The following is a 22,525-nucleotide window of genomic DNA, read 5'->3' as shown; positions in this document are numbered from 1 at the left end:
CGGGTGAAGACGGGATGGAACATCTTCACCCGACTTTAGCTAGGGCCAGATGAAATGAATAATCGAATGATCCGTTCAGTTTGATAGTTTCTGTCAATTGAAACGAAGAATTAGATTTGCCGGATCTTTCGATAGGCCTCCCGCGTGGCGGCGGGAAGCCATGGGTGCGTGCTGCGGTTACAGCAGTGCTTTCAGTCGGTACAGCGCTTCCAGTGCCTGCTTCGGCGTCAGTTCGTCCGGATCGATGGCGGCCAGTGCTTCCTGTGCCTTGTTCGACGGCGCCGCGAACAGGCCGAACTGCTGCGGTGCATCCAGTGCCTGCGGCGCCAGCTCGGCGGCATGGCTCTCACCGCCGCGCTGTTCCAGCTCGGCCAGTCGACGGCGCGCCTGCGCCACGGTGGCGCGCGGCAGGCCGGCCAGTGCGGCCACCTGCAGGCCGAAGCTGCGGTTGGCCGGGCCGTCCTTCACCGCGTGCATGAACACCAGCGCTTCACCGTGCTCGACGGCATCCAGGTGCACGTTGGCGATGCCGCTGCGGCCGCCCTCGTGCTGCTCGTCGGCCAGCGCGGTCAGCTCGAAGTAGTGGGTGGCGAACAGCGTGTAGCAGCGGTTCTGGTAGGCCAGGTGGCGGGCCACCGCGTCGGCCAGCGCCAGGCCGTCGTAGGTGGACGTGCCACGGCCGATTTCGTCCATCAGCACCAGCGAATGCGCGGTGGCGTGGTGCAGGATGTAGCTGGTCTCGGCCATCTCGACCATGAAGGTCGACTGCCCGCGGGCGAGGTCGTCACCGGCGCCGATGCGGGTCAGGATGCGGTCGATCGGGCCGATCAGCGCCCGGCTGGCCGGCACGAAGCTGCCGATGTGGGCCAGCAGCACGATCAGCGCGTTCTGCCGCATGTAGGTCGATTTACCACCCATGTTCGGACCGGTGATGACCAGCATGCGGCGGTCCGGATGCAGATCCAGATCGTTGGGTTCGAACGGCTGCTCGCGCACCGCCTCGACCACCGGATGGCGGCCACGCTCGATCTTCAGGCACGGTGCCGTTTCAAGTTCCGGTCGCGACCAGTCCAGCGCCTGCGCGCGTTCGGCGAAGGCGGCCAGCACGTCCAGTTCGCTCAGCGCGGCGGCGCACTGCTTCAGCGGTTCCAGCTGCGCGCCGAGGGTATCCAGCAGCTGCTCGTACAGGTACTTCTCGCGCGACAGCGAACGGTCGCGCGCGGACAGCACCTTGTCCTCGAATGCCTTCAGTTCTTCGGTGATGTAACGCTCGGCATTGGTCAGCGTCTGGCGGCGGGTGTAGTGCACCGGCGCGCGATCGGACTGGCCCTTGCTGATTTCGATGTAGTAGCCGTGCACGCGGTTGTAGCCCACCTTCAGGGTGGGAATGCCGCTGCTCTCGCGCTCGCGCAGTTCCAGGTCAACCAGGAACTGGTCGGCATGGGTGGACAGGCGGCGCAGCTCGTCCAGCTCTTCATCGAAGCCATCGGCCAGCACGCCGCCGTCGCTCAGCTTCAGTGGCGGCATTTCGGCGATGGCGCTGGCCAGCAGCTGTGCGCACGCGTCGTGCTCGCCCAAGGCGGCATGCAGTGCCTGCAGGCGCGGTGAATCCAGCGGCGCCAGCACTTCGCGCACCGCCGGCAGCAGGCCCAGGCCATCGCGCAGGGTGGAGAAATCACGCGGGCGCGCCGAACGCAGTGCGACGCGGGTCAGGATGCGTTCCAGGTCGCCGAGGCGGCGGAACTGTTCGCGGATGTCGGCATCGCTGCCGCGATCGATCAGGGTTGCCACCGCATGGTGGCGCTGTACCAGTACCTCGCGCAGGCGCAGCGGGCGGTGCAGCCACCGGCGCAGCAGGCGCCCGCCCATCGGCGTCACCGTGCTGTCGAGCACGCCCAGCAGGGTATTGCGGGTATCGCCGTCGACGCGCGTATCCAGTTCCAGGTGGCGGCGGGTGGCGGCGTTCATCGCGATCGCCTCGCCGGCGGTTTCCATCGCGATCGAGGTCAGGTGCGGCAGGCGCTGCTTCTGGGTTTCCTCGACATAACCGAGCAGGGCGCCGGCGGCGGCGGTGGCACGTGGCTTGTCATCGATACCGAAGCCGCTCAGATCGTGCAGCTTGAAGAAGTTCAGCAGCTGGCGGCGGCCGCTGTCCGCGTCGAACAGCCACGGCGCACGGCGGCGCACGCCGGTGCGCTGGCGCAGGAAGTCGGGCCAGTTCTCCTCGTCGGGCACCAGCAGCTCGGCCGGTTCCAGTCGGGCCAGTTCGGCTTCCAGCGCGTCGTCGGTCTCGACTTCATTGACCAGGAAGCGGCCACCGGCCAGGTCGGCCCAGGCCAGGCCGTAGCCCTGCTTCGTGCGCGACAGCGCCATCAGCAGGGTGTCACGGCGTTCGTCCAGGAGCGCTTCGTCGGTCACGGTGCCGGGGGTGACAATGCGCACCACCTTGCGTTCGACCAGGCCCTTGGCCAGCGCCGGGTCGCCGATCTGCTCGCAGATCGCCACCGACTCGCCCAGCGCCACCAACCGCGCCAGGTAGCCTTCATAGGCATGTACCGGCACGCCGGCCATCGGAATCGGCGCGCCGCCGGAGCTGCCACGCTGGGTCAGGGTGATGTCGAGCAGGCGCGCGGCCTTGCGCGCATCGTCGTAGAACAGCTCGTAGAAGTCGCCCATGCGGAAGAACAGCAGCAGGTCCGGATACTCGGACTTGGCTGCGAAGAACTGCTTCATCAGCGGGGTGTGTTCGGCGGACTTTTCTTTGGACATGGGGCTCGTGAATCCGGGGCGTCCGTTCGCGCCGGAGGGCAGCGGCAACGGAGCGGGTACAGGGCCGTCCATGGTAACTGCTGGGGCACAGGGCTGCGGCTACCGGTGGCAGGCGGGTACCGCACAGCAACGGGGTCAGGCCGGGACCAGGGTGATCTGCCGGTGGCTGGCGAAGATATCCATCACGATCTCGAAGTAGGTTGGGCCCTCGCCCCGTTGCAGGGCGTCCAGCTGGCGCGCAATGGTCCGCGTGTTGAAGGTGCCCGGGGCTTCCAGCTTGGACTGCAGCCACTGGCATGTGCTAGTTCGTCCCAGTGCGGCGCGGCTGTGCTCGATATCACTCCAGATCACCGTGGCCCGCTCATGGCCGGCCAACGCGCCATGGACGCCATGCAGCAGATCATCCAGGGCGTCCAGGCTTGGCCCGAGCTGCCAGTCCTCGCCGGCCATGAACACGCGGTTGATCTCCGCGTACAGGCTGGGGATGTCGTGAATGGCACAGCCTTCGATCTGCAGGATGAGCGTCATATGTCGACTGTAGCGTTGTTCCCTGTGCGTTGGACATGGCTGAGCGCCGGATGCTTTGCGGACCCATGCTGGGGTTTGGCAAACTACTTTGCTGAGTCAAAGTGCTCGGCACTCCCGTCGTGGCGCGCGCCGGTTTGCAGGGAAGAAAACGAGGTGACCCATCGCCAATAGCAGGGCCATCAGCTGGTAGAGAGTTCGCCCGAAGTCTTCTTCTTCATTGATTGGTGCCATCGGCAGCAGGACCCCCTCGGGCGCGTTCAACTTCCACTGTCAATGATGACTGGCTGGGTGATGGAAATAGATTCTCCTCCTGTATCATCGGCAAGAAAGGTCTGGGAAATTGTTCCTGGGATGGTCAGTAAGTTTGTATCTGCATCTCCGGTGCGGTGGGGGTAGTTTGATCTGTCCCCGTTGTGAGCAGGGTGAGGTGTTGAAAGCTCAAGTAAAGGAGCGCGGCGTTCAGATATTTGTCTGCGACGAGTGCGATGCCGTGTGGTTCTCCTTCGCTGCTATAGGGGTCTCTCCGTTCAGAGACCTTGAGCGGTATCTTGAGGAAATTTCCGTCGCGCGGTCCTGGGAGTCAATTTCCGTGGACAGGCATGAGTAGAAAGTACGCAGTTTCCATGCACTCCTCGACCGTATTGCCTCAGCGCAGCGCGTGGGTCAGTGCAGCATGGGGTGACCTTCCCGTCTCCCACTTCCAGAGCGACGAAAATCTCAATGACTGCAGTTTTATTGACTTGAAGGTCAATAAGTGGGAGATCAGTGGCAGTCGATTGCAATGGGGTCTGGACCCCTTCATCAGGGTTGAAATACTCAAGGGTCGGGGCCCTGCGATGGCAGATGCCAGATTGCAGCCCTGACGGTAGTCGCGAAGCAGCGCGTTGTTCCTCTGGACAGGAGGGTGCCGGGATCGATGGGCTTCATCCTCCCCCTCCGTCCATCAAGTGACGGTTTCTGCGGTCACGACTCGCAAGCGCTGCGTGATGACTGCGATTGATGTGCTCGTGCATTGATATGCCCGGCAGGAATAACCACCTCCATTAAGTGTTTCCTTCACACCTGTCTGCACAGTTCCATAGATTTGGATCGATACAATAATATCGACCCATAAAGTTTCCCTGTGCTGCGCCGCCATCGATCGTACGGCCATGATCAAGGGAATTGAGATGCTCGCCTTACGCAACCTCCGAGTGGGATCCCGGCTGGGTGCCGGGTTTGGATTGCTGCTGCTGTTCATCGTGGCCATCGTTGGCCTGGCGCTGTACGGAAATCACCTGAAGTCCGCCCAGTTCGAGAAAGTGGTGGACGTCAACATGGTGAAGATGCGGCTGTTGAACGACATGCTGGATACCAACAACGCGGTGTTGATGCACCGCCGCCTGATGGTGATCAAGCGCGGCGAGGATTTTGACAGGGATTATCAGAAGGCGCAGGAGCTGTCGCAGACCTACGACGGTATCTGGGCCAGGTACATCAGGATTCCGCGCGACGCGACCGGCGATACCCTGGTGGCGAAAATCGACGCGGCACGCAAGGCCACCGACGCCTCCACCCGGCATCTTCACGAGCGCATGAAGGCCGGGGATTTCGACGGCGCGGCCAAGGAACTGCTTGCCGAGCAGGGGCTGGCAACCGCGTGGAACGAAGCGATCTCGACCCTGCTGCGGCATCAGGAGACACTGACCGAGCGCAGCCGCGAGGAATACCGTTCAACCGAATCCTGGACCGGCACGCTGTCGATCGTGTTCGGCGCGTTGAGCCTGGTACTGGGCTCGCTGGCCGCGTGGGCCATCACCCGCAGCCTGACCCGCCCGCTGGAAGGCGCGGTGAAGCTGGCCGACGGCATCGCCAATGGGCGGCTGGACAACAGCATTGACGCCTCCGGCAACGATGAGGTCACGCAGCTGCTCAGGTCGATGCAGCGCATGCAGGCGCAGTTGCAGTCGGTGATGGCGGCGCAGGGCGAGTTGGCCCGCCAGCACGATGCGGGCAGCCTCAGCTATCGCATGGACGAGAGTGCCTTCCCTGGTGACTACGGGCGCATGGTGCACGAGACCAACGCGCTGGTCGGCTCACACGTGCAGGTACAGAACCGGCTGATCGAAGTGATGAAGCATTACGCCCGTGGCGACCTGTCGGTGGACATGGATCCGCTGCCGGGCGAGAAGGCGGCGATCACCCAGGCAATGGACGAGACCAAGACCAGCCTGTCGGCGATCAACGGCGAGATCCGCCGGCTGGCGACGGCCGCGGCGGCGGGCGACTTCAGCCTGCGCGGCGATGAAGATCGCTTCGCCTACGATTTCCGCGACATGGTGGCCGGGCTCAATCGCTTGATGCAGACCACCGACCAGAACCTGGTGCAGGTGTCGAGCCTGCTGCAGGCGATCTCGCGCGGTGACCTCACCGTACGCATGCAGGGCGACTTCCACGGCGTGTTCGCCCGCATGCGCGATGACTGCAATGCGACCGTCGATCAGCTCAAGCAGATCGTCGGGCGCATCCAGGCCAGCGCGTCCAGCATCACCCTGGCGGCAGGCGAAATCGCCTCGGGCAACACCGATCTGTCGCGGCGCACCGAGCAGCAGGCGGCGAACCTGGAAGAGACGGCGGCGTCGATGGAGGAGCTGACCTCCACCGTGAAGCAGAACGCCGAGCACGCCCGCCAGGCCAACCAGCTCGCCATCGGTGCGCACGGTGTCGCCTCCCAGGGCGGCGAGGTGGTCGGCCAGGTGGTCACCACGATGTCGGCCATCGAGGCCTCGTCGAAGAAGATCGCCGAGATCATCTCGGTCATCGATGGCATTGCCTTCCAGACCAACATCCTGGCGTTGAACGCGGCGGTGGAAGCCGCGCGTGCCGGCGAGCAGGGCAGGGGCTTTGCGGTGGTGGCCAGTGAGGTGCGCACGCTGGCACAGCGCTCGGCCGGTGCGGCCAAGGAGATCAAGGGCCTGATCGAGGATTCGGTTGGGAAGGTCGCCGATGGATCGGCCCTGGTCCGACAGGCAGGCACCACGATGGGCGAGATCGTTGCTTCCGTGCAGCGCGTGACCGACATCATGGCTGATATCTCTGCTGCCTCGCAGGAGCAGAGCTCGGGCATCGAACAGGTGAACCAGGCGGTGGTGCAGATGGACGAGACCACGCAGCAGAATGCGGCACTGGTGGAAGAGGCCAGTGCTGCGGCGCGTTCCATGGAGGAGCAGGCGAACCTGCTGGCCGAGGCGGTTTCGGTGTTCCGCACCGGCGCGGTAACGGCGGCTGCAGCCGTGCGTCCGGCCCTGGCTGCGGTGACCGCGACGGTCACCCCGATGCGCAGGGCGGCAGCGCTGTCGCCGCGCATCGAGCCGACACTGGCGGCCAATGCCGGTGGCTGGGAAGAGTTCTAGCAGAGGGCAAAGCCGGCAGGGAGACGGCGTCCATCACGATGGCTGATCGTGATGGGCGCGGATTTTCTTCCTGAACGCGCGATGGCCGATGAGGCCGCGGACACGCGCATTTCACTTCCGGTTGCCAGCCGCGGGAGGACACTTGCGCCATACCGGAACCTAGGAGATGGCCATGAAGACCTCGACCCGATTGCTTGTGCTGGGCACCCTGCTGGCGGCTTCGTCGGTGGCCGGCGCGCAGACCTATGGTCCGCGCGATGAGGGACGCCGATTCAACGATGGCAGCCGCGTGGTCTGCAAGAACGTGGAAGTGCAGCGCAACTCGCGCGATCCGAACCGCATCGCCGGTACAGCCACTGGCGCGGTGATCGGCGGCCTGCTGGGCAACCAGGTGGGCGGCGGCAATGGCAAGAAGCTCGCTACCGTGGCCGGTGCTGTTGCCGGTGGTGCGGCGGGCCGCCAGATCCAGGGCAACAGCCAGCAGAAGAATGGCGACCGCGTGGTCGAGCGCCGCTGCGAACGCGTCTATCGCTGATCGATCGCCGACGGCCCCCGTTTTTCCCCTTCCACATCGCAGTACTCGAACGCCGGCCTCGCGCCGGCGTTCTTCATTGCAGGAAAAGGGGACGGAGGGGATTAAGTCGCAATCCCCCCCCAACCGGCCGCTTACGACTTAATCCCCTCCGTCCCCTTTTTTGCGAGGAGGCGCCAGGTGGCGAGGCTGCCGTAGAGCAGCAGCAGGACGGTGAGGGTGATCAGTTCGTGGCTGACTTCGGCCAGGCTGGCGTCCATCTGGTTCAGGCGCACCATCAGGTTGATGCCGGAGGTGGTCGGCAGCAGCTGCGCCAGCCAGACCAGCGGTTGTGGCGTCATCACCGAGGGCCACGACAGGTTGGCGAGGAAGAACAGCGGGATCGAGGTGGCGATGATGTACTGGAAGGCGCGTTCGCGGGTGCGGAAGAAGCTGCCGACGAACAGGCCGAAGGCCACCGTCGCCGCGATGAACAGCGTGCCACCCAGCAGCTGGCCCAGCGGGTTGCCTCCGCGTGGATAGTCCTGCACCCAGGCAGTGAACCCGGCATACCAGAACAGACCGAACAGGCCGATCAGGCCGAAGCCCAGTGCCATGCCGGCCAGGGTCGGCAGGTCGAAGCGCAGGCGCCGGCCGAGCGCGAGGCGGCGGCCGCCGAGCAGGACGCCGATGCCCATCAGCAGCGTCTGGTGCACGATCAGCTCGGCCACGCCGGGAACGATGGCGCTGCCATAACCTTCCTGCGTGTTGTACAGGGGGCGCTGCACAAGCGTGACCGGCGGTGCCTGCGGTGCGCCCATGAAGGCGGCCTGGCCGACCACGGCATCACGCCCGAACGCACCCAGCGCGTCAGCCACGCTGCCCAGCACCCAGCTGGCGCGGCCCAGGTAGGCACCGTTGCCAAGCAGTACCAGCTTGGCCGGGTGGCCGCGCAGGATGTCGCGCTCCAGATTGGCGGGGATCACGACGATCCCCTCGGCATGGCCGGCTTCCAGCTGCCGGCGTGCGCTGTCGACGTCCGCGGGTTGACCGACCACGCGCGCAACGCGCAGTGCGTCGAGCTTGCGCAGCAGCTCGCGGCTGGTCGCGCTGTGGTCTTCGTCCACCACCAGCACCGGCAGGTTGCCGGCCACCTGGTGCCGGTAGGCGGCTGGATAGAAGAACGAGTACAGGATCACCGCCCCGACCATCACCACGATCGCGTAGCGGTCGCAGAGCACTGCCATCAGGGTCTGCCGCAGGCTGCGCCAGAGTGCGCTCATGCGTCGGCCCCTGCGGGCTGTGCGGCGGCAGGTGTGCGCGCAAAGGCGATCAGGCGCAGGCCGCCGACGCCTCCTGCCACCACCGCCATCAACAACAGCGTGGCCAGCGCCCACACCGAAACCTGCAGCGGCGAACCGATGAACTGCTGCTGGGTCTGCAGCTTGATGTAGGCGCTGAGGGGCAGCAGCTGATGCCAGACGCGGGTGAACAAGGGACCGTCGAGGACCGGGAAGGTGGCACTGGAGAAGGCCAGCGCGGTGCCGATGCTGAGGCCGACCGCCGACAGCGCGGTGCCCATGTCGCGGGTCACGCCGACGAAGAACAATGCGTAGGCGGCCGTGGCCAGGTAGAACAGCGGCTGTGCGAGCAGCAGCAGGAATACGCTGCCCGCCACGCCATCGCCACGCAGCCAGGCCAGGTAGCCGATGCCGAGCGCGCCATACACCGAGAACAGCAGGATGTACGGCGCGACCTTGCCGGCAATCGCCGCCCACGGCGCGCGGCCCAGCCAGGCGGGCAGGGTGCCGTCGCGGATCTCGCGGCCAAGACTGCCGGCCACTGCAAGTGCCAGTACCAGCGACAATACCGCCGGGAAGATCAACGGCAGCAGGAACAGCTCGTAGCTGCGTGCCGGGTTGTACAGAATGTCCGACTGCACCGCGATGGGTGCCGCGCGCAGCTTGCCCGGGCCGACCTGCAGGCCGATGCGCTCGCGCAGCAGGCGCGCGTTCCATGCGGAAACCGCGTCGCCGATGTCGCGCGACGCCGACTGGCCGGTGGTCATGTAGGTGGCGTTGTAATAGGCAAACACCGTGCCCTGGCGCCCACGCAGCGCCTGCCGGGTGACATCGCGCGGCACCAGTACGATGGCGAACACATCCAGCCGACGCAGCTGCGAACGTGCGTCTTCCAGGTCCACCGGCTGGCTGGCGACGCGCACGCCGGGGCTGGCATCGAGCATGCGCAGCAGCAGGCGGCTGTCACTGCTGTGGTCGAGGTCGACCACCGCGATCGGGATGTCGCGCATCACCGAAGGCGTGAACATCCACGCCATCACCACCAGCATCAGCAGCGGCAGCACGGTGACCAGCAGCAGGTCGGCGCGGTTGCCGCGCAGCGACTGCAGCTCGCGCCGCCAGCTGGCGGCGAAGCCGCCGCGGCCGGGGTTCAGTGCTGGGGCCATGCGAACAGCACGCTCATGCCGGGGCGGAAGCCCTCGATGCGGCGTACCGGGCGCACCCGCACCTCGAAGCTGCGGACGTCGTAGCCGGACGACTGGCGGGTGGTACGCCAGGTTGCATAGTCGCCGGCCGGATTGATGAAGTAGACCTCGAATTCGCCGTCCAGGCCGAGCGCCGGCACGCTGCCCTGCAGCTTGCTGCCGACCTTCAGGCCCTGCATCTGCGATTCGCGCAGGTTCATGGCGACCCACATGCGGTCGATGTCGACCAGGGTGAACACCGGGTAGCCGGCCGGCACCAGCTCGCCCGGGTCGGCCATGCGCTTGTTGATTTCGCCGGCGACCGGCGCGCGCCCTTCCACTTCGACACGCGCGGCGTTGACCTCGGCCACCGCGCCCTGTGCCTGTTGCACCTGGCCCTGCGCGGCACGCTTGTCCTGCTCGCGCGCGCCGGCCAGGGCCATGTCGTACTGCGCGCGCGCGGCACGGGCCAGTTCACGCGAACTGGTGGCCTGGGCATGCGCTTCATCACGCTTCTGCCGGGTCATCACCCCTTCGTTGAACAGGTTCTGCACGCGCTGGTAAGTGGCTTCAGCCAGCGTCGCACCGGCTTCGGCCCGCTTCCAGTTCGCTTCGGCGGCGCGGATGTCTTCGCTGCGCGCGCCTTCGTCGGCCTTGTCGGCCACTGCCTGTGCGGCGGCCAAAGCGCCGTGCGCCTGCTGTTCCTTGGCGGCCACTTCGGGGCTGTCGAGCAGGAACAACACCTGCCCGGCCTGCACGCGGTCGCCCTCGCGCACCTTCAGTTCGGCCACGCGCGCGGTGATCTTGGCGGCCACGTTGATCGTGTCCGCATCGGCCATGCCCTGGATCTGGTCGGCCGGGCTGCGCCAGGCCAGCCACAGGCCGAGCACCACCACGACCAGCAGCACCACTACCAGGATCGGTCCCAACCGGCGCTTGCCCGGGGGCGTCGTCGCATCGTCGTGCAGCACATCACTCATGGTCGATCACCTCGTCCGCCCGCCGCCGGAACTCTTCGAAACGGTCCATCTGTCCACTGATCTCCAGCAACTGTGCCAGCGCAATATCGTATTGGTAGGCGGCCTGTGCGCGCTCGACGCGGGCGCCACCCAGGCCGAGCCGCGCGTCGATCACATCCAGCGAAGTCGCCTGGCCTTCGCGGAACGCCAGCTCCTGCAGGCGCAGGTTTTCCTGTGCCTGGGCGATGCTGCTGTCGAGCAGCACGTACTGCTGGCGTGCGGTTTCCAGCTCGTTCCAGGCCTTGCGCACACCCAGCGCGACCTGGTTCTCGGCCTCGCGCAGGCCCGCTTCGGCCTGGTCCTGCTGCGCACGCGCGGCGCTGATCTGCGCCGGCCGCGAGTTCGGCGACAGGAAGGTGTACTTCAGGCCGATGCCGAACGCCCAGTCCGGATCGGTCAGCATCTCGTCGCGGCGACGGAAGTCGTACTGGCCGAAGGCGAAGATCTGTGGCTTCAGCTTGGCCTGCTGCACGCGCACGCCCTGTTCGGCCTGCGCCACCATCGCCCGCAGGCGCGCGATCTGCGGCTGCCGCGCCTGCGCGGTGCGTTCGAAGCTGGCCACCGGTTCCAGTGGCACGCGCTGCACGAACAGCGGCGACACCGGCTGCACCTCGCCGCCACTGCGCAGCAGCGTGGCCAGTGCGGCCTTCAGCGTGGCCAGGTCGTTCACTGTCTTCTGGTATTCGCGCTCGGCCTTGTCGCGGGCCACGGTGGCCTGCAGGCGCTGCGCGCGGGTGGCGAAGCCCTCGCGCTCCAGCTTCTCTGCGTCGGACAGGTGGCGGTTGAGGCCATCGCGCACATCGCGGCGCACGTCCACCGCCTGCTCGGCCAGGCGCTGGCCGAAATAGGCCTGGGCCAGCTGTACGGTCAGCGATTGGCGTTGTGCTTCGCGCTCGGCACTGGCCTGTTCGTGGGCGGCACTGGCGGCACGTTGCGCGGCCGGAATCACGCCGCCGGTGTACAGCGGCAGCACTGCAGTCACCACCGGGCGGGTACGCCAGTCGCGTTCGGTGAACGACAGCGGCGAGTCGATGCCAAAGGCCTCGGCCACCGGAGCCAGCGAACCCAGGGGCAGGGTGAGCGTCTTCTGGAACTGCAGCCGGCGCACTTCGCCGGTGATCTCCGGCAGGCGCAGCAGGCGGGTCGCGTCCTGCAGGTCCTGCTTGTTGCGCACGGCGGCGTCGGCAGCGGCCAACGCATCGGAGACCTGCTCCAGGCGTTGCCGTGCCTGTTCCCAGTCCAATGCCGGTGCGTTGCTGGTGGGCTGCGCGGCGGCAGCGAATGGCAGGCAGGCTGCCAGCGCCAGCGCGGCCTTCGCGCGGTGCATCCTTGTACGTCGGCCGATCACGCCCATGCCGTCCCAGTAGTGAAGAAGTGCGCAAACGGTAGTGCGTGCAGCGTGAAGCCCGGGTCTGCGATCATCGGTTTGTCCTCAACGAAGGGTGCCTCTGGCCGCAGTGCGCAGCGCCTGGGTGATGTGCTGCAGCGTGCTTGAGCGCACGGCGGCATGCTGCCAGTACAGCGGCACATCGAGCCAGCGGCGGGGTTCCAGTACCACCACGCGGCCGGCGCGCACGGCGGGCGCGACCAGGGTTTCTGGGGCCATGCCCCAGCCGAGTCCGCACGCGGCGGCTTCGACGAAACCGGTGGAGGAGGGCAGGTAGTGTAGCGGCGGCTGCAGCCGCGCGCGGGTCAGGCGCCGCACGAAGCGCCACTGCAGTTCATCTTTGCGGTTGAACACCAGCATCGGTGCGTGCGCCAGGGTTGCGGCCTGCATGCCATCGCGGAAGTACTGGCGGGCGAAGCCGGGCGAGGCGATGGCGTGGTAGCGCATCGCGCCGAGCGGGTGCGCGTTGCATCCCTTCACCGGTTGGCTTTCGGCGGTGACCGCGCCGAGCACGCTGCCATCGCGCAGCAGCTGCAGGGTGTGGTCCTGGTCGTCCATGCGCAGGTCGAACAGATAGCCGTGGCGCTGGTGCAGGTCGGCGATGGCCGGCACGAACCAGGTATCAAGCGAGTCATCGTTGACCGCCAGCGGGATCGGCCTGCGCGCAGCGTCGCTGCCACGCTCGGGTAGCAGCTCGGCCAATGCTTCGGCCTCCAGCGCCTGCATCGGTCGCACCCGGCGCAGCAGCGCTTCACCCGCGGCAGTCGGCCGGCAGGGTGCTTGGCGCACCACCAGTACCTGCCCGAGCCTGTCCTCCAGGGCCCTGATCCGCTGCGACAGTGCTGACGGGCTGATCGACAGGCGGCGTGCCGCAGCCTCGAAGCTGCCTTCCTCCAGCACCGCGGCAAACGCGGCCAGTTGCGGGTGTACCAGGTCCATGCCGGTGCCTCTTCAGTTTTCCTGCACAGGATAAAGAAAAATCAGTTTGTCTAATCAAGGCGGTTGGCGGCACCCTGCGCGTCCCCTCGCTGCCTGGCCTGTCCCGATGTGGATTGCCGCTACCGCCGCCGGCCTGTTCGCAGGTGCCGGCCTGATCATCGCCATCGGCGCGCAGAATGCCTTCGTGCTGCGCCAGGGCCTGCAGCAGCGCAATGTGGGGACGGTAGTGCTGGCCTGCGCCGGCGCGGATATCGCGCTGATCCTTGCTGGCGTTGGCGGCATGGGCGCGCTGGTGCTGCAGTGGCCGCTGCTGCTGCAGGTGCTGCGCTTCGGTGGTGCGGCCTTCCTGTTCTGGTATGGCCTGCGGGCGGGGCTGCGCGCGTGGCGCGGTGGCAGTGCCCTGGCCGCCGCCGAGGCGCAGGGCGGCAGCGGACGGCAGGTACTGCTGACCTGCCTGGCGTTCACGCTGCTCAACCCGCACGTCTATCTGGATACGGTGGTGCTGCTGGGCAGTCTGTCCACGCGCTACCCCGGTGACCTGCGCTGGGCGTTCGCCGCCGGTGCCTGCGCCGCCAGCGTGGCCTGGTTCTGCACGTTGGGCTATGGCGCGCGCCTGTTGCAGCCGGTGTTCCGCAGGCCGGGCGCCTGGCGGGTGCTGGATGCCGCCGTGGCGGTCTTCATGTCCTGCCTCGCCACGCTGCTGCTGTTGCGCCCGCTCTAGGCCGCGTCCACCGCGCACTGCGGGGTTTCGCCGGGGCGCAGGGTCAGCACGCGCACGCCGCTGCGGGTGACCGCCACGGTGTGCTCGAACTGCGCCGACAGCTTGCCGTCGCGGGTGTAGACCGGCCATTGGTCCGGCTGCTGACGGATGGCCGGCTTGCCCTGGTTGAGCATCGGCTCGATGGTGAACACCATGCCTTCTTCCAGCACCATGCCGGTGTTGGGATGGCCGTAATGCAGGATCTGCGGTTCCTCGTGCATCTGCTGGCCGATGCCATGGCCGCAGTATTCCTTCACCACGCTGTAGCCGTGGCTGCGCGCGTGGCGGGCGATGGCGTGGCCGATATCGCCCAGGCGCGCTCCCGGGCGCACCGCAGCGATGCCCTTCCACATCGCCTGGTAGGTGGCCTGCACCAGCCTGCGCGCGGCGTAGTCGACCTCACCGACCAGGTAGGTGGTGCTGGAGTCGGCGATGTAGCCGTTCTTCTCCAGGGTGATGTCGAGGTTGACGATCTGGCCGCTGCGCAGCACGTCGGCGGTGCTGGGAACGCCGTGGCAGACCACGTTGTCGATCGAGGTGTTGAGCACATACGGGAAGCCGTACTGGCCCTTGCTGGCCGGCCGCGCCTGCAGCTCATCGACGATCATGCGCTCGACGAAGTCGTTGATCTCCATCGTGCTGCGTCCCTGCAGCGGCAGCTGGTCGAGCGCGGCGAATACCTGCGCCAGCAGGCGCCCGGATTCGGCCAGCAACGCGATTTCGTGCGGCTGCTTGATCATCGTCATGTCAGGCCCGCCCGGGCGCCAGCGCCTGCGGCTGCACCCCGGCTGCCCGCAGTTCGCTGGCGACGATGTCCTGGAAGCTCAGCGTGGGGTTCATCTCGCACAGCATGCCGACCCGGATCCAGAAGGTGGCCTGGGCGTTGATCGAACGGCTGGAGACGGTGCAGGCACGGCGCAGCTGGTCGTGCAGGGTGTCATCGATGTTGACGATGCCCATGGGCGGTCCTGGCGGAATGGATATACGAAGCATATATGTTCCGTATATCCGCCTCAAGCCCGCATCGTTCAGTCCACGTGGGTGGCAAAGCGCAGTCGGTTGCCGTCCGGGTCACGCAGGAGCATCTCGCGGCTGCCCCATCCGGTGTCGTGCGGTGGCTGCTCGATCGGTACGTTGGCGGCACTGAAGGCGCGGTGCAGGGCGTCGACGTCTTCAACGACGAAGTACACCGCGCCGCCGACCTCGCAGTCGCCGCTGTGTTCGGTGAGGAAGATCGTCTGGCCGTCGCGGGTGAGCTGGGCGAACAGCGGGAAGCCGGGTTCGAAGCGGTGTTCCCAGTCGACCACGAAACCCAGCCCCTGCACGTAGAACGGCAGGGTGGTGTCGGCATGGCGCATGCGCAGTTGCGGGATGACGGTCTGGGGCATCGCGAGGCTCCGAGGCGGGAGTCCAGTGTAGTGCCGGCCGCTGGCCGGCATCCCGGCGAGCCTGGGAACGATGAGGTTGCCGGCCAGCGGCCGGCACTACCGAAGCCACGCCGGCCAGCGGCCGGCACGACCGGCGCGGTCAGCAGGCGGTCGGCACGGCGGCCATCGCCGCCAGCAGTTCGCGATTCACCTGCTGGTGCCGTGCCTGCCACACCGGCAGATCCTCGGCGCTGACGTCAGGTTGGCCATCCAGCGACGACAGCCAGCGCTTGAAGCGGCTCTGGTAATTGGCCAGCGACACTTCGCCGGTGATGTCACTGCCGACCAGGCCACCGGCGCGCAGCGCTTCGATCACCACCAGTGCGTGTTCCAGCTGGAAGCGGCCCTGGTCCCAGTTGCTGCGGGCGACGTCCTCGGCGAACACATCCTTGTCGATCGACAGGTAGGTCGGTTGCGGCGACTTGGCCTGCTCGGCGGCGAACGCGGCAACCAGTGCCTCCGGGTGCTCGAACCGTCGGAATGCACGGCCGCTGCCGAGGCGGTGGCCCCAGCCCACGTCCACATCCATGCACCAGTAAGTCAGGCGCCCGCCCATCAGCGGGCGCCAATGGTTCTCCCAGGCGTGGCCCAGGCCGATGTCACTGGAGGTGATGCCGAGCACATGGATGTGCGAGATCTGCGGCAGCTTGCTGGCCGCGTTCACCCACGACCCGCAGTGCATGCCGAACGGGAAACGCATGTTGTCCGGATGGTTGTCCAGCACCACCAGCTGGAACGGCTGGTGCGCGCGCATGCGACGCAGCAGCGGCAGGCTGAGGTGGTGGAAGTCGCCACTGCCGAGCATCACCGTGCCGAGCTGGGCCGGCAGCGGTGCCAGCACTTCAACGGCGAAACGGTCCAGGGTTGAAGTGCTGCAGGCGAAGCGCAGCGGATCGTGCCACTGCGGCAGCGCCAGGGTCTGCGCCTGTGGCAGCGGCAGTACGCCACCGTCCAGGTCCAGGATCAGCGGAAAACGCGACGACATCGTTCAACCGCCTCCATCAGGTTCGCCCTGCAGGTACGGTGCCAGCTTGCGCAGGGCAGCGCGCAGCAGCGGGGAGCGGGCGTGGATCGCGTGCCGGGTGGAGGTGAAGCGGGCGCCCAGCTCGGCCTTGATCCGCGAGTCGGTCCAGCCGGCCACGTAGTGGCTCAGGCCGTGCTGCAGCGCGTACTCGAGGTTGTGCATCCAGCTGACCGCGTACAGGTTGTGCTCGCGTGATTGCGGGTAGGCCAGGCCGATGTACTTGTCCACCAGCTTTCCGGCGTGGATGTAGCACAGGTTCCAGCCGATCAACTGGCCCTGGTGGCGATACAGGAACATCCGTCCCTGGCCCTGGCTGTCGGCCAGCAGGTGTTGGAAGTACGGCAGGTCGAGCTGGTCGAAATGCACCGCGCTCTGCGCGAACACGCCCAGGTACAGCGCGTACAGTTCGGCCTGCAGTCGCGGGTCGGCGAGGGCCGGATCGCCGGTGGCGATGCAGTCGACCTGCAGGCCATCGCGCGAGCGCAGCTTGCGCCGGATGTTCTTGCGGCGCGAGGACGACAGGCGTCCGAGATAGCCATCGATCGAATCGAAATCGATCGCCACCCAGGCCAGCGGCATGCCTTCCAGTTCGACGAAGCCGCGTGCCAGCAGCGCCTGCAGGAAGGCGCTGCTGTGTGCATTGGCCGCGTCGTCCAGCAGCGGCGAATCGATTGCCAGGTCCTTGACCACCAGCAGCCGGGAATCGCCGATCGCGTGACGCGTCACGTCCTCGGCCAATGCCTCTGGTGCGACGTGCGCGGGCAACGGGGTGTACTCGGTGCTGGTGGCACCGACGAAGCGGGTCTTCCAGGTGATCCAGGGCCGCCACAGGCGCGACAGCGGCAAGCCAAGCAGCTTGCCGCGCAGGTCGTCGTCCATCGTGGTGGTCAGGTCGAGCGGCGCACGGAAGGTCGGCAGGCCGCTGGGAAGCAGGCCTGCCTCGAATCCAAGCGGCGGGTGGGCCAGGAAGCCCTCCAGCAGCGAGGCCGGTTCCAGCGCGGTGCTGGATGCGCGTGACGTCATCTCCATCGGCACGGGAACCGGTAGCGCATCGACCTCAGCCCTTGGCCTTGGTCAGCGCCTGGTCAAGCAGGGTGATCGCCAGGTCGATCTCTTCGTAGCTGATGTCCAGCGACGGCGCGAAGGTGATCACGTTCTTGTACCAGCCACCCACGTCGAGCACGAGGCCCATGCGCTTGCCGTCGTGCAGGAGGTCACCGGCCAGGCCGATGTCGACCATGCGGTCCAGCAGTTCCTTGTTGGGGGTGTAGCCGTCGGTCTGGCAGATCTCGGCGCGCAGGGCCAGGCCCAGGCCGTCGACGTCGCCGATCTCCGGGTGACGCTTCTGCAGGCCACGCAGGCCGTCCAGGAAGTACGCGCCCTTCTCCGGCACGGTGCGCTCGTAATCCATTTCCTTGCCCAGCTTCAGCACTTCCAGGCCGAGGCGGGTGCCCAGCGGATTGGAGTTGAAGGTGGAGTGGGTGGAGCCCGGCGGGAACACGGTCGGGTTGATCAGTTCTTCGCGCGCCCACAGGCCCGACAGCGGGTTCAGGCCGTTGGTCAGCGCCTTGCCGAACACCAGCACGTCCGGGGTAACGCCGAAGTGCTCGATCGACCACAGCTTGCCGGTGCGCCAGAAACCCATCTGGATTTCATCGACGACCATCAGGATGCCGTACTTGTCCAGCACGCGCTTGAGGCCAGTGAAGAAGTTGCGCGGCGGGATGACGTAGCCGCCGGTGCCCTGGATCGGCTCGACGTAGAACGCGGCGTACTCGGCCTGGCCGACCTTGGGATCCCACACGCCGTTGTACTCGCTTTCGAACAGGCGCTCGAACTGCCACACGCAGTGGTCGGAGTACTCGTCCGGGGTCATGCCCTTCGGGCGACGGAACGGGTACGGGAACGGGATGAACATCGCGCGCTCGCCGAAGTGGCCGTAGCGGCGGCGGTAGCGGTAGCTGGAGGTGATCGACGAGGCACCCAGGGTGCGGCCGTGGTAGCCGCCTTCGAAGGCGAACATCAGGCTCTTGCCGCCGCGCGCGTTGCGCACGATCTTCAGCGAATCTTCAATGGCCTGCGCGCCGCCGACGTTGAAGTGCACGCGGCCGTCGAGGCCGAACTTCTGGTGCATGTCCACGGCAATGGTCTTGGCCAGCTGCACGCGGGTCGGGTGCAGGTACTGGCTGGCGACCTGCGGCAGGGTGTCGATCTGGTCCTTCAGCGCGTCGTTCAGGCGCTTGTTGCTGTAGCCGAAGTTGCAGGCCGAGTACCACATCTGCAGGTCGAGGTAGGGCACGCCCGCACCGTCGAACATGTAGCTTCCTTCGCCGCGCTGGAAGATCTTCGGCGGGTCGACGTAGTGGACGGTGTCGCCGAAGGAGCTGTAGCGGGCTTCGTCGGCCAGCAGCTGCGCGTCGGAGGCAGCCGCGTCGGCGTTCTTGTCAAAAATGTTCATGCAGTTCGGTTCCGTGAAGGACGTTCGAAAGGGGTGACGGGGAGCGCGCCTGGAAGGGAGTGCTCAGGCGGTGGCCAGCAGCAGGGGCAGTGCGGCGGGCTGCGGGCTGGCGTCGAGGCGACGTGGCTGCAGCAGGCTGCCATCGAGCAAGCGCGGCAACAGTGCGATTGCATCGTGGAAGGTATCGATGGCGGCATGCTCGATGCCGGCCTTCGTGCAATGGGTGATCAGGCGGCGCTTGGCGAACACGAAGTCGGCATCTTCGGAGACGCAGAAATCCGAGCTGCCATCGCCGATCATCAGCACGCGTGGTGCTTCGTCGGCACGCGCCTGCGCGGCGCAGGTGCACTTGCAGGTACCACTGCGGCATCCTTCGGCCTGGTAGGGCGACTCCAGTTCCCAATGGTCTTCGCACCAGCGCAGGTGGTTGGCCACCACCGGCAGTCGCGACAGGCCGTGGTTGGCGAGGATGCGGTGGATCGCATAGTCCAGGCCGTCGCTGACGATGCGCAGCGGCACGCCCAGCTGTTCGGCGCGGCTGACAAAGGCGGCGAAGCCCGGATCGATCTGCACCTGGTCCAGGTGCGCGTCGAGCGTGGCCGGGTCCAGCTTCAGCAGCCGCACCTGGCCCTGCATGCATTCACGCGAGCCGATCTTTCCCGCCTTCCACTGGTCTTCCAGTTGCTGCCAGCCCGGCTGGCCGTACTTCTCCAGCAGCGAGTCGATGACATCTTCGAGGCTGATGGTGCCATCGAAGTCACACAGGATGCTCCAGTGCATGGGCAGGTCCGTCGATGAAAGAAACGTCCGGCACGATGCCGGGGCAGGCTCAATGTAGGCAGGCAGCCTTTCTCGTTCCTTTCCTGTTGAAAGCCTGCACCGCCGGGTGGGGAAAGTGTTCAGGAATCGAGCGTGCTGAATGGGCGTGATGCCGTGAAAACCGCGCTTTCAGGGCTGCGCAGCGGCCAGCGCCCGCAGGATCTGCGCGGTCTCTTCCCGGGTCTGCCAGGCGCTGTTGCCGAGGGTCAGCATGCGTGCGGCGAAGTCGCGCGCGTTCGGCATGTCGTCCTGCGGCACGATGCCACGCAGGTAGGCGTAGTCGGGCAGGGCATGGATGAACATGCGGCTGGCACCGAGGCCGCGCGGCCACAGTTCGTCCAGTGCGGCATCGCGCGCGCGCTGGCTGGGCAGCAGCAGCATCAGCATCGGCCAGGTGCCGCCGGTGCCGGCCAGGCCATCGACCACCTCCACCGCCGGCAGCTGTGCCAGCTGCACACGCAGCTGCAGTGCGCGCAGGCGCCCGGCCTGCAGGAACGCAGGCAGCCGCCGTGCAGCGTGGGCGCCCACATTCTGCCGCCACTGGCTGACCCGGTGCTGCGGGATGTCCAGCGGGAAAATGTCTCCGACCGCGTCTTCCAGATCGCCGCGTTGCAGGGCGCTGCGCAGCGGATTGCCGTACACCAGCGACAGCAGCGAGGGGCGGTAACAGGCGGCAAGACCCAGCAGCTGCACGCTGCGAAGCAGCTCCCAGCGCAGGCTGAAACGTACCTGTTCGGCGGCATGTTCGGCCAGCGCGGCGCGCAGCTCGTCATCGCGGCTGACCAGCAGGCCGCCTTCATGCAGGCTCAGCCCCTTGCCGGCGGCCAGGCTGAAGAATCCGATGTCGCCACGCAGGCCCACGCTGCTGTTGCCGACCCGTGCGCCCAGCGCCTGTGCGGCATCTTCGATCACCCAGGCACCGGCGCCGCGTGCGACCTCGCAGGCCCGTTCGACATCGGCGATGCGCCCGCCGAGGTGGGTGGGCAGGATTGCCAGCGTCCGTGCGTCGGCCAGGCGCGAGAGCTGTGCCGGATCAAAGTCGAAATGGCCACGCCGGGTATCGCACAGCTGCACGCGCAGGCCGAGGCTGTGCACCGCGATCGGCACCAGCGGACAGGTATAGGCCGGCAGGATCACGGTATCGCGCTTGGGCGCGCGCTTGCGCAGGGTACGCAGCGCGATCAGCAGCGCGTGGGTGCCGGAACAGGTCAGCTGCAGCGGCGGTGTGCCGAGCTGGGTGGCCAGGATGTCGCGCAGGTCGCCGCCGCCGGGAAGGAAGTCGCTGGCCTGCATCGGCAGGCCAGCGGTCGGCGGCAGTTCGCGCGCGAACAGGCTCATCGCAGCCCGCTCACGAAGTGCTGTCGGCGGGGCTGTGCGGATCATCCGCTTCGGCGCGGCCGAGGCAGACGATGCCAGCCACGATCAGTACCGCACCGACAAGGTGGTGCAGGGTGAGCGGCTCTTTCAGCAGCCAGGCCGACAGCAGCAGCACACTGATCACCTCCAGGTGCGAGGCCGCGAACGCCGGGCCGATCGGCGCATGGCGCAGCAGGCTCATCCAGGTGAAGAACGCGCCGATGTAGCCGAGGACCGCGCCGTACACCCACGGCTGCGACAGCACGCGCAACAGCCACGCGGTGTTGGCCTCGACCGGCAGCGCGGCGTCACCGGCGTACTTGAAGCACAGCTGGGCCAGCGTGTCGAAGGCCATCAGCAGGGGAAAGCCGATCACATACAGGCGCCTCATGAGCCGGCCCCCACCACCGCCACGCCCGCCGTGACCAGCAGCATGCCGGTCACCCGCAATGGCGTGAGCTTTTCGCGGAACAGGATGCGGCCGGCGATCATCAACGCAACGATGTTGATCGAGCCCAGCAGCACGCCCCTGGACAGCGGCACCAATGACAGGAACGCGATCCAGGCAACGAACTCAAGCACGTAGCAGGCGATGCCGATCCACAGCCAGGGGCGGCTGAGCATGTGTTTCCAGCGTTGCAGTCCTTCGCCATCCTGCGGGTCGCTGGCGGCGGCCTTGAAGGCGAGCTGGCCACCGGTATCGAGCACCACATTGGCCAGCCACAGCAGCGTGGCGAGTGCCCCCATCTCAGGCCACCGCCTTGAGCACGCCGCTGCGTCCACTGATTTCGGTGAAGAAACGCGCGCTGCGGCGGATCACCTCGCGGCGTTCGCGGTCGATCGTGATCATGTGGTAGCTGTCTTCCAGCACCACCAGTTCCTTCGGGCCGCTGACCCTCGACATCACCAGTTCGGCGTTGCCCATGCTGGCCACGTCGTCTTCGCGGGCGTGCATCACCAGGCACGGTGCGGTGACCTGGTGCAGGTGGCGGCGGGTCCAGTTGCTCAGGGCGCGCATCTCGGCCAGCGCGTGCCAGGGGTTGCCCGGCAGGCCGGCCGCGGCGCTGTCGCCGGACAGCATGGCGGCACTGACCTGCGCACGCAGGCGCTCGTCACGCAGGCCGTAGGGCGGTTCTTCCATGAACATGCGGTCGCGGCCGATGTTGAAGCGCTTGAACCAGGGCAGCAGGAACGACAGGCGGGCCACGGCGGGAATGTTCCAGCCGTCGTAGCGGAAGGTGGCGCCATACACGCCGACGCCGGACACCCATTCGGGGCGGCGTGCAGCCAGCGCCAGCGCCAGTACCGCGCCCATCGACAGGCCGCCGACGAACAACTGGTCGACCTTGCCACGCAGGCTCGCCGCTGCATCTTCCACGCCCTGGTACCACTGTTCCCAGGTGGTCGCCAGCAGGTCATCCACGGTGCCGCAATGGCCGGGCAACTGCACGCCGTGTACGGTGAAGCCGACGTTGTTCAGGCCCTTGCCCAGCATGCGCATTTCCGCCGGGGTGCCGGTCAGGCCGTGGACCAGCAGCACGCCCTGCGGGCCACCGGGGAGGAAGAAGTCGTGCGATTCGGTCACCTGGCGGCTCCGGGACGGCAGTGGGGATGGTCAGGATCGCAAGCGCGATTTTCGCCAGCCTTTCAG

21 protein-coding genes are annotated in these 22,525 nt (G+C 66.9%); 3 read left to right on the top strand and 18 right to left on the bottom strand.

The features are described from left to right. Positions 1 to 177 precede the first annotated feature (177 nt). Positions 178 to 2,769 (bottom strand): DNA mismatch repair protein MutS, encoded by a 2,592-nt coding sequence (gene mutS, locus AC5QAB_RS09725; RefSeq protein WP_197561614.1) that lies wholly within the window; start codon positions 2,767 to 2,769, stop codon positions 178 to 180. 135 nt (positions 2,770 to 2,904) lie between these two features. Then, positions 2,905 to 3,297, bottom strand: coding sequence for a barstar family protein (locus AC5QAB_RS09720; RefSeq protein WP_032958053.1), 393 nt, complete (start codon positions 3,295 to 3,297; stop codon positions 2,905 to 2,907). Positions 3,298 to 4,466: 1,169 nt separating this feature from the next. Between AC5QAB_RS09720 and AC5QAB_RS09715 the strand changes: the two genes are divergently transcribed. Both AC5QAB_RS09715 and AC5QAB_RS09710 read left to right on the top strand, forming a co-directional pair. Then, positions 4,467 to 6,689, top strand: coding sequence for a methyl-accepting chemotaxis protein (locus AC5QAB_RS09715; protein ID WP_197561613.1), 2,223 nt, complete (start codon positions 4,467 to 4,469; stop codon positions 6,687 to 6,689). Positions 6,690 to 6,855: 166 nt separating this feature from the next. Beyond that, positions 6,856 to 7,224: a glycine zipper 2TM domain-containing protein gene (locus AC5QAB_RS09710; protein WP_014646414.1), complete on the top strand. Its 369-nt coding sequence runs from the start codon at positions 6,856 to 6,858 to the stop codon at positions 7,222 to 7,224. Between the two features lie 131 nt (positions 7,225 to 7,355). Here the strand turns inward: AC5QAB_RS09710 and AC5QAB_RS09705 are convergent, their stop codons facing one another. The 5 genes from AC5QAB_RS09705 to AC5QAB_RS09685 form a co-directional block, all read right to left on the bottom strand. Beyond that, the gene (locus tag AC5QAB_RS09705) at positions 7,356 to 8,483 is read right to left on the bottom strand and encodes an ABC transporter permease (RefSeq protein ID WP_014646415.1); all 1,128 of its coding nucleotides are present in this window, start codon (positions 8,481 to 8,483) and stop codon (positions 7,356 to 7,358) included. Beyond that, positions 8,480 to 9,667 carry an ABC transporter permease gene (locus AC5QAB_RS09700; protein WP_197561612.1) on the bottom strand — a complete coding sequence of 396 codons (1,188 nt, stop codon included), beginning with the start codon at positions 9,665 to 9,667 and terminating at the stop codon, positions 8,480 to 8,482. The genes AC5QAB_RS09705 and AC5QAB_RS09700 overlap by 4 nt, the downstream gene beginning before the upstream one ends. Further along, complete coding sequence (locus tag AC5QAB_RS09695) at positions 9,652 to 10,665, bottom strand: HlyD family secretion protein (protein ID WP_049419414.1); 1,014 nt, start codon at positions 10,663 to 10,665, stop codon at positions 9,652 to 9,654. Before AC5QAB_RS09695 ends, AC5QAB_RS09700 begins: the two co-directional genes overlap by 16 nt. After that, positions 10,658 to 12,058, bottom strand: a complete 1,401-nt coding sequence (locus AC5QAB_RS09690; RefSeq protein ID WP_014646418.1) for a TolC family protein — start codon at positions 12,056 to 12,058, stop codon at positions 10,658 to 10,660. The genes AC5QAB_RS09695 and AC5QAB_RS09690 overlap by 8 nt, the downstream gene beginning before the upstream one ends. Before the next feature lie 78 nt (positions 12,059 to 12,136). Then, positions 12,137 to 13,030, bottom strand: coding sequence for a LysR family transcriptional regulator ArgP (locus AC5QAB_RS09685; RefSeq protein ID WP_100449648.1), 894 nt, complete (start codon positions 13,028 to 13,030; stop codon positions 12,137 to 12,139). A 106-nt stretch (positions 13,031 to 13,136) separates the two neighbouring features. Here AC5QAB_RS09685 and AC5QAB_RS09680 point away from each other — a divergent pair, with 106 nt between their 5' ends. Next, positions 13,137 to 13,751, top strand: coding sequence for a LysE/ArgO family amino acid transporter (locus tag AC5QAB_RS09680; RefSeq protein ID WP_014646420.1), 615 nt, complete (start codon positions 13,137 to 13,139; stop codon positions 13,749 to 13,751). Here the strand turns inward: AC5QAB_RS09680 and map are convergent. From map to AC5QAB_RS09625, 11 genes are all read right to left on the bottom strand, one after another. After that, positions 13,748 to 14,530 (bottom strand): type I methionyl aminopeptidase, encoded by a 783-nt coding sequence (gene map, locus AC5QAB_RS09675; RefSeq protein WP_032958075.1) that lies wholly within the window; start codon positions 14,528 to 14,530, stop codon positions 13,748 to 13,750. The two genes, AC5QAB_RS09680 and map, sit on opposite strands and share 4 nt — an antisense overlap. Positions 14,531 to 14,537: 7 nt before the next feature. Next, complete coding sequence (locus tag AC5QAB_RS09670) at positions 14,538 to 14,750, bottom strand: ParD-like family protein (protein ID WP_014646422.1); 213 nt, start codon at positions 14,748 to 14,750, stop codon at positions 14,538 to 14,540. A 68-nt stretch (positions 14,751 to 14,818) separates the two neighbouring features. Then, complete coding sequence (locus AC5QAB_RS09665; protein ID WP_197561611.1) at positions 14,819 to 15,178, bottom strand: bleomycin resistance protein; 360 nt, start codon at positions 15,176 to 15,178, stop codon at positions 14,819 to 14,821. A gap of 139 nt (positions 15,179 to 15,317) precedes the next feature. After that, complete coding sequence (locus tag AC5QAB_RS09660) at positions 15,318 to 16,202, bottom strand: arginase family protein (protein ID WP_164109827.1); 885 nt, start codon at positions 16,200 to 16,202, stop codon at positions 15,318 to 15,320. A 3-nt stretch (positions 16,203 to 16,205) separates the two neighbouring features. Continuing rightward, positions 16,206 to 17,270, bottom strand: coding sequence for a GNAT family N-acetyltransferase (locus AC5QAB_RS09655; RefSeq protein ID WP_197562160.1), 1,065 nt, complete (start codon positions 17,268 to 17,270; stop codon positions 16,206 to 16,208). 28 nt (positions 17,271 to 17,298) lie between these two features. Next, on the bottom strand, positions 17,299 to 18,699 hold the full coding sequence (locus AC5QAB_RS09650) for an aspartate aminotransferase family protein (protein ID WP_014646426.1): 1,401 nt from the start codon (positions 18,697 to 18,699) through the stop codon (positions 17,299 to 17,301). Between the two features lie 63 nt (positions 18,700 to 18,762). Then, positions 18,763 to 19,479 (bottom strand): MtnX-like HAD-IB family phosphatase, encoded by a 717-nt coding sequence (locus AC5QAB_RS09645; protein WP_014646427.1) that lies wholly within the window; start codon positions 19,477 to 19,479, stop codon positions 18,763 to 18,765. 168 nt (positions 19,480 to 19,647) lie between these two features. Further along, positions 19,648 to 20,856, bottom strand: coding sequence for a DegT/DnrJ/EryC1/StrS family aminotransferase (locus AC5QAB_RS09640; RefSeq protein WP_014646428.1), 1,209 nt, complete (start codon positions 20,854 to 20,856; stop codon positions 19,648 to 19,650). A gap of 10 nt (positions 20,857 to 20,866) precedes the next feature. Then, positions 20,867 to 21,265: a DMT family transporter gene (locus AC5QAB_RS09635; protein ID WP_032958031.1), complete on the bottom strand. Its 399-nt coding sequence runs from the start codon at positions 21,263 to 21,265 to the stop codon at positions 20,867 to 20,869. Continuing rightward, the gene (locus AC5QAB_RS09630) at positions 21,262 to 21,621 is read right to left on the bottom strand and encodes an EamA family transporter (RefSeq protein WP_032958030.1); all 360 of its coding nucleotides are present in this window, start codon (positions 21,619 to 21,621) and stop codon (positions 21,262 to 21,264) included. Before AC5QAB_RS09630 ends, AC5QAB_RS09635 begins: the two co-directional genes overlap by 4 nt. Before the next feature lies 1 nt (position 21,622). Further along, the gene (locus tag AC5QAB_RS09625) at positions 21,623 to 22,459 is read right to left on the bottom strand and encodes an alpha/beta fold hydrolase (RefSeq protein WP_197561350.1); all 837 of its coding nucleotides are present in this window, start codon (positions 22,457 to 22,459) and stop codon (positions 21,623 to 21,625) included. Between the last annotated feature and the right edge of the window lie 66 nt (positions 22,460 to 22,525).

Source organism: Stenotrophomonas sp. YJH_SMC_127 (genome assembly GCF_059372445.1).
Note: the sequence above shows the minus strand (reverse complement) of the source record. Positions and strands in the feature narration are given on the sequence as shown.

Excerpts from the sequence above, each read along its gene's own strand:
- AC5QAB_RS09645 (WP_014646427.1), bottom strand. The coding sequence starts at position 19,479 with ATGCACTGGAGCATCCTGTGTGACTTCGATGGCACCATCAGCCTCGAA.
- AC5QAB_RS09680 (WP_014646420.1), top strand. The coding sequence starts at position 13,137 with ATGTGGATTGCCGCTACCGCCGCCGGCCTGTTCGCAGGTGCCGGCCTG.
- AC5QAB_RS09640 (WP_014646428.1), bottom strand. The coding sequence starts at position 20,856 with ATGAGCCTGTTCGCGCGCGAACTGCCGCCGACCGCTGGCCTGCCGATG.
- AC5QAB_RS09720 (WP_032958053.1), bottom strand. The coding sequence starts at position 3,297 with ATGACGCTCATCCTGCAGATCGAAGGCTGTGCCATTCACGACATCCCC.
- AC5QAB_RS09685 (WP_100449648.1), bottom strand. The coding sequence starts at position 13,030 with ATGGACCTGGTACACCCGCAACTGGCCGCGTTTGCCGCGGTGCTGGAG.
- AC5QAB_RS09630 (WP_032958030.1), bottom strand. The coding sequence starts at position 21,621 with ATGGGGGCACTCGCCACGCTGCTGTGGCTGGCCAATGTGGTGCTCGAT.
- AC5QAB_RS09715 (WP_197561613.1), top strand. The coding sequence starts at position 4,467 with ATGCTCGCCTTACGCAACCTCCGAGTGGGATCCCGGCTGGGTGCCGGG.
- AC5QAB_RS09665 (WP_197561611.1), bottom strand. The coding sequence starts at position 15,178 with ATGCCCCAGACCGTCATCCCGCAACTGCGCATGCGCCATGCCGACACC.
- mutS (WP_197561614.1), bottom strand. The coding sequence starts at position 2,769 with ATGTCCAAAGAAAAGTCCGCCGAACACACCCCGCTGATGAAGCAGTTC.
- AC5QAB_RS09705 (WP_014646415.1), bottom strand. The coding sequence starts at position 8,483 with ATGAGCGCACTCTGGCGCAGCCTGCGGCAGACCCTGATGGCAGTGCTC.
- AC5QAB_RS09690 (WP_014646418.1), bottom strand. The coding sequence starts at position 12,058 with ATGGGCGTGATCGGCCGACGTACAAGGATGCACCGCGCGAAGGCCGCG.
- AC5QAB_RS09635 (WP_032958031.1), bottom strand. The coding sequence starts at position 21,265 with ATGAGGCGCCTGTATGTGATCGGCTTTCCCCTGCTGATGGCCTTCGAC.
- AC5QAB_RS09700 (WP_197561612.1), bottom strand. The coding sequence starts at position 9,667 with ATGGCCCCAGCACTGAACCCCGGCCGCGGCGGCTTCGCCGCCAGCTGG.
- AC5QAB_RS09710 (WP_014646414.1), top strand. The coding sequence starts at position 6,856 with ATGGCCATGAAGACCTCGACCCGATTGCTTGTGCTGGGCACCCTGCTG.
- map (WP_032958075.1), bottom strand. The coding sequence starts at position 14,530 with ATGATCAAGCAGCCGCACGAAATCGCGTTGCTGGCCGAATCCGGGCGC.
- AC5QAB_RS09670 (WP_014646422.1), bottom strand. The coding sequence starts at position 14,750 with ATGGGCATCGTCAACATCGATGACACCCTGCACGACCAGCTGCGCCGT.
- AC5QAB_RS09650 (WP_014646426.1), bottom strand. The coding sequence starts at position 18,699 with ATGAACATTTTTGACAAGAACGCCGACGCGGCTGCCTCCGACGCGCAG.
- AC5QAB_RS09660 (WP_164109827.1), bottom strand. The coding sequence starts at position 16,202 with ATGTCGTCGCGTTTTCCGCTGATCCTGGACCTGGACGGTGGCGTACTG.
- AC5QAB_RS09655 (WP_197562160.1), bottom strand. The coding sequence starts at position 17,270 with ATGGAGATGACGTCACGCGCATCCAGCACCGCGCTGGAACCGGCCTCG.
- AC5QAB_RS09695 (WP_049419414.1), bottom strand. The coding sequence starts at position 10,665 with ATGAGTGATGTGCTGCACGACGATGCGACGACGCCCCCGGGCAAGCGC.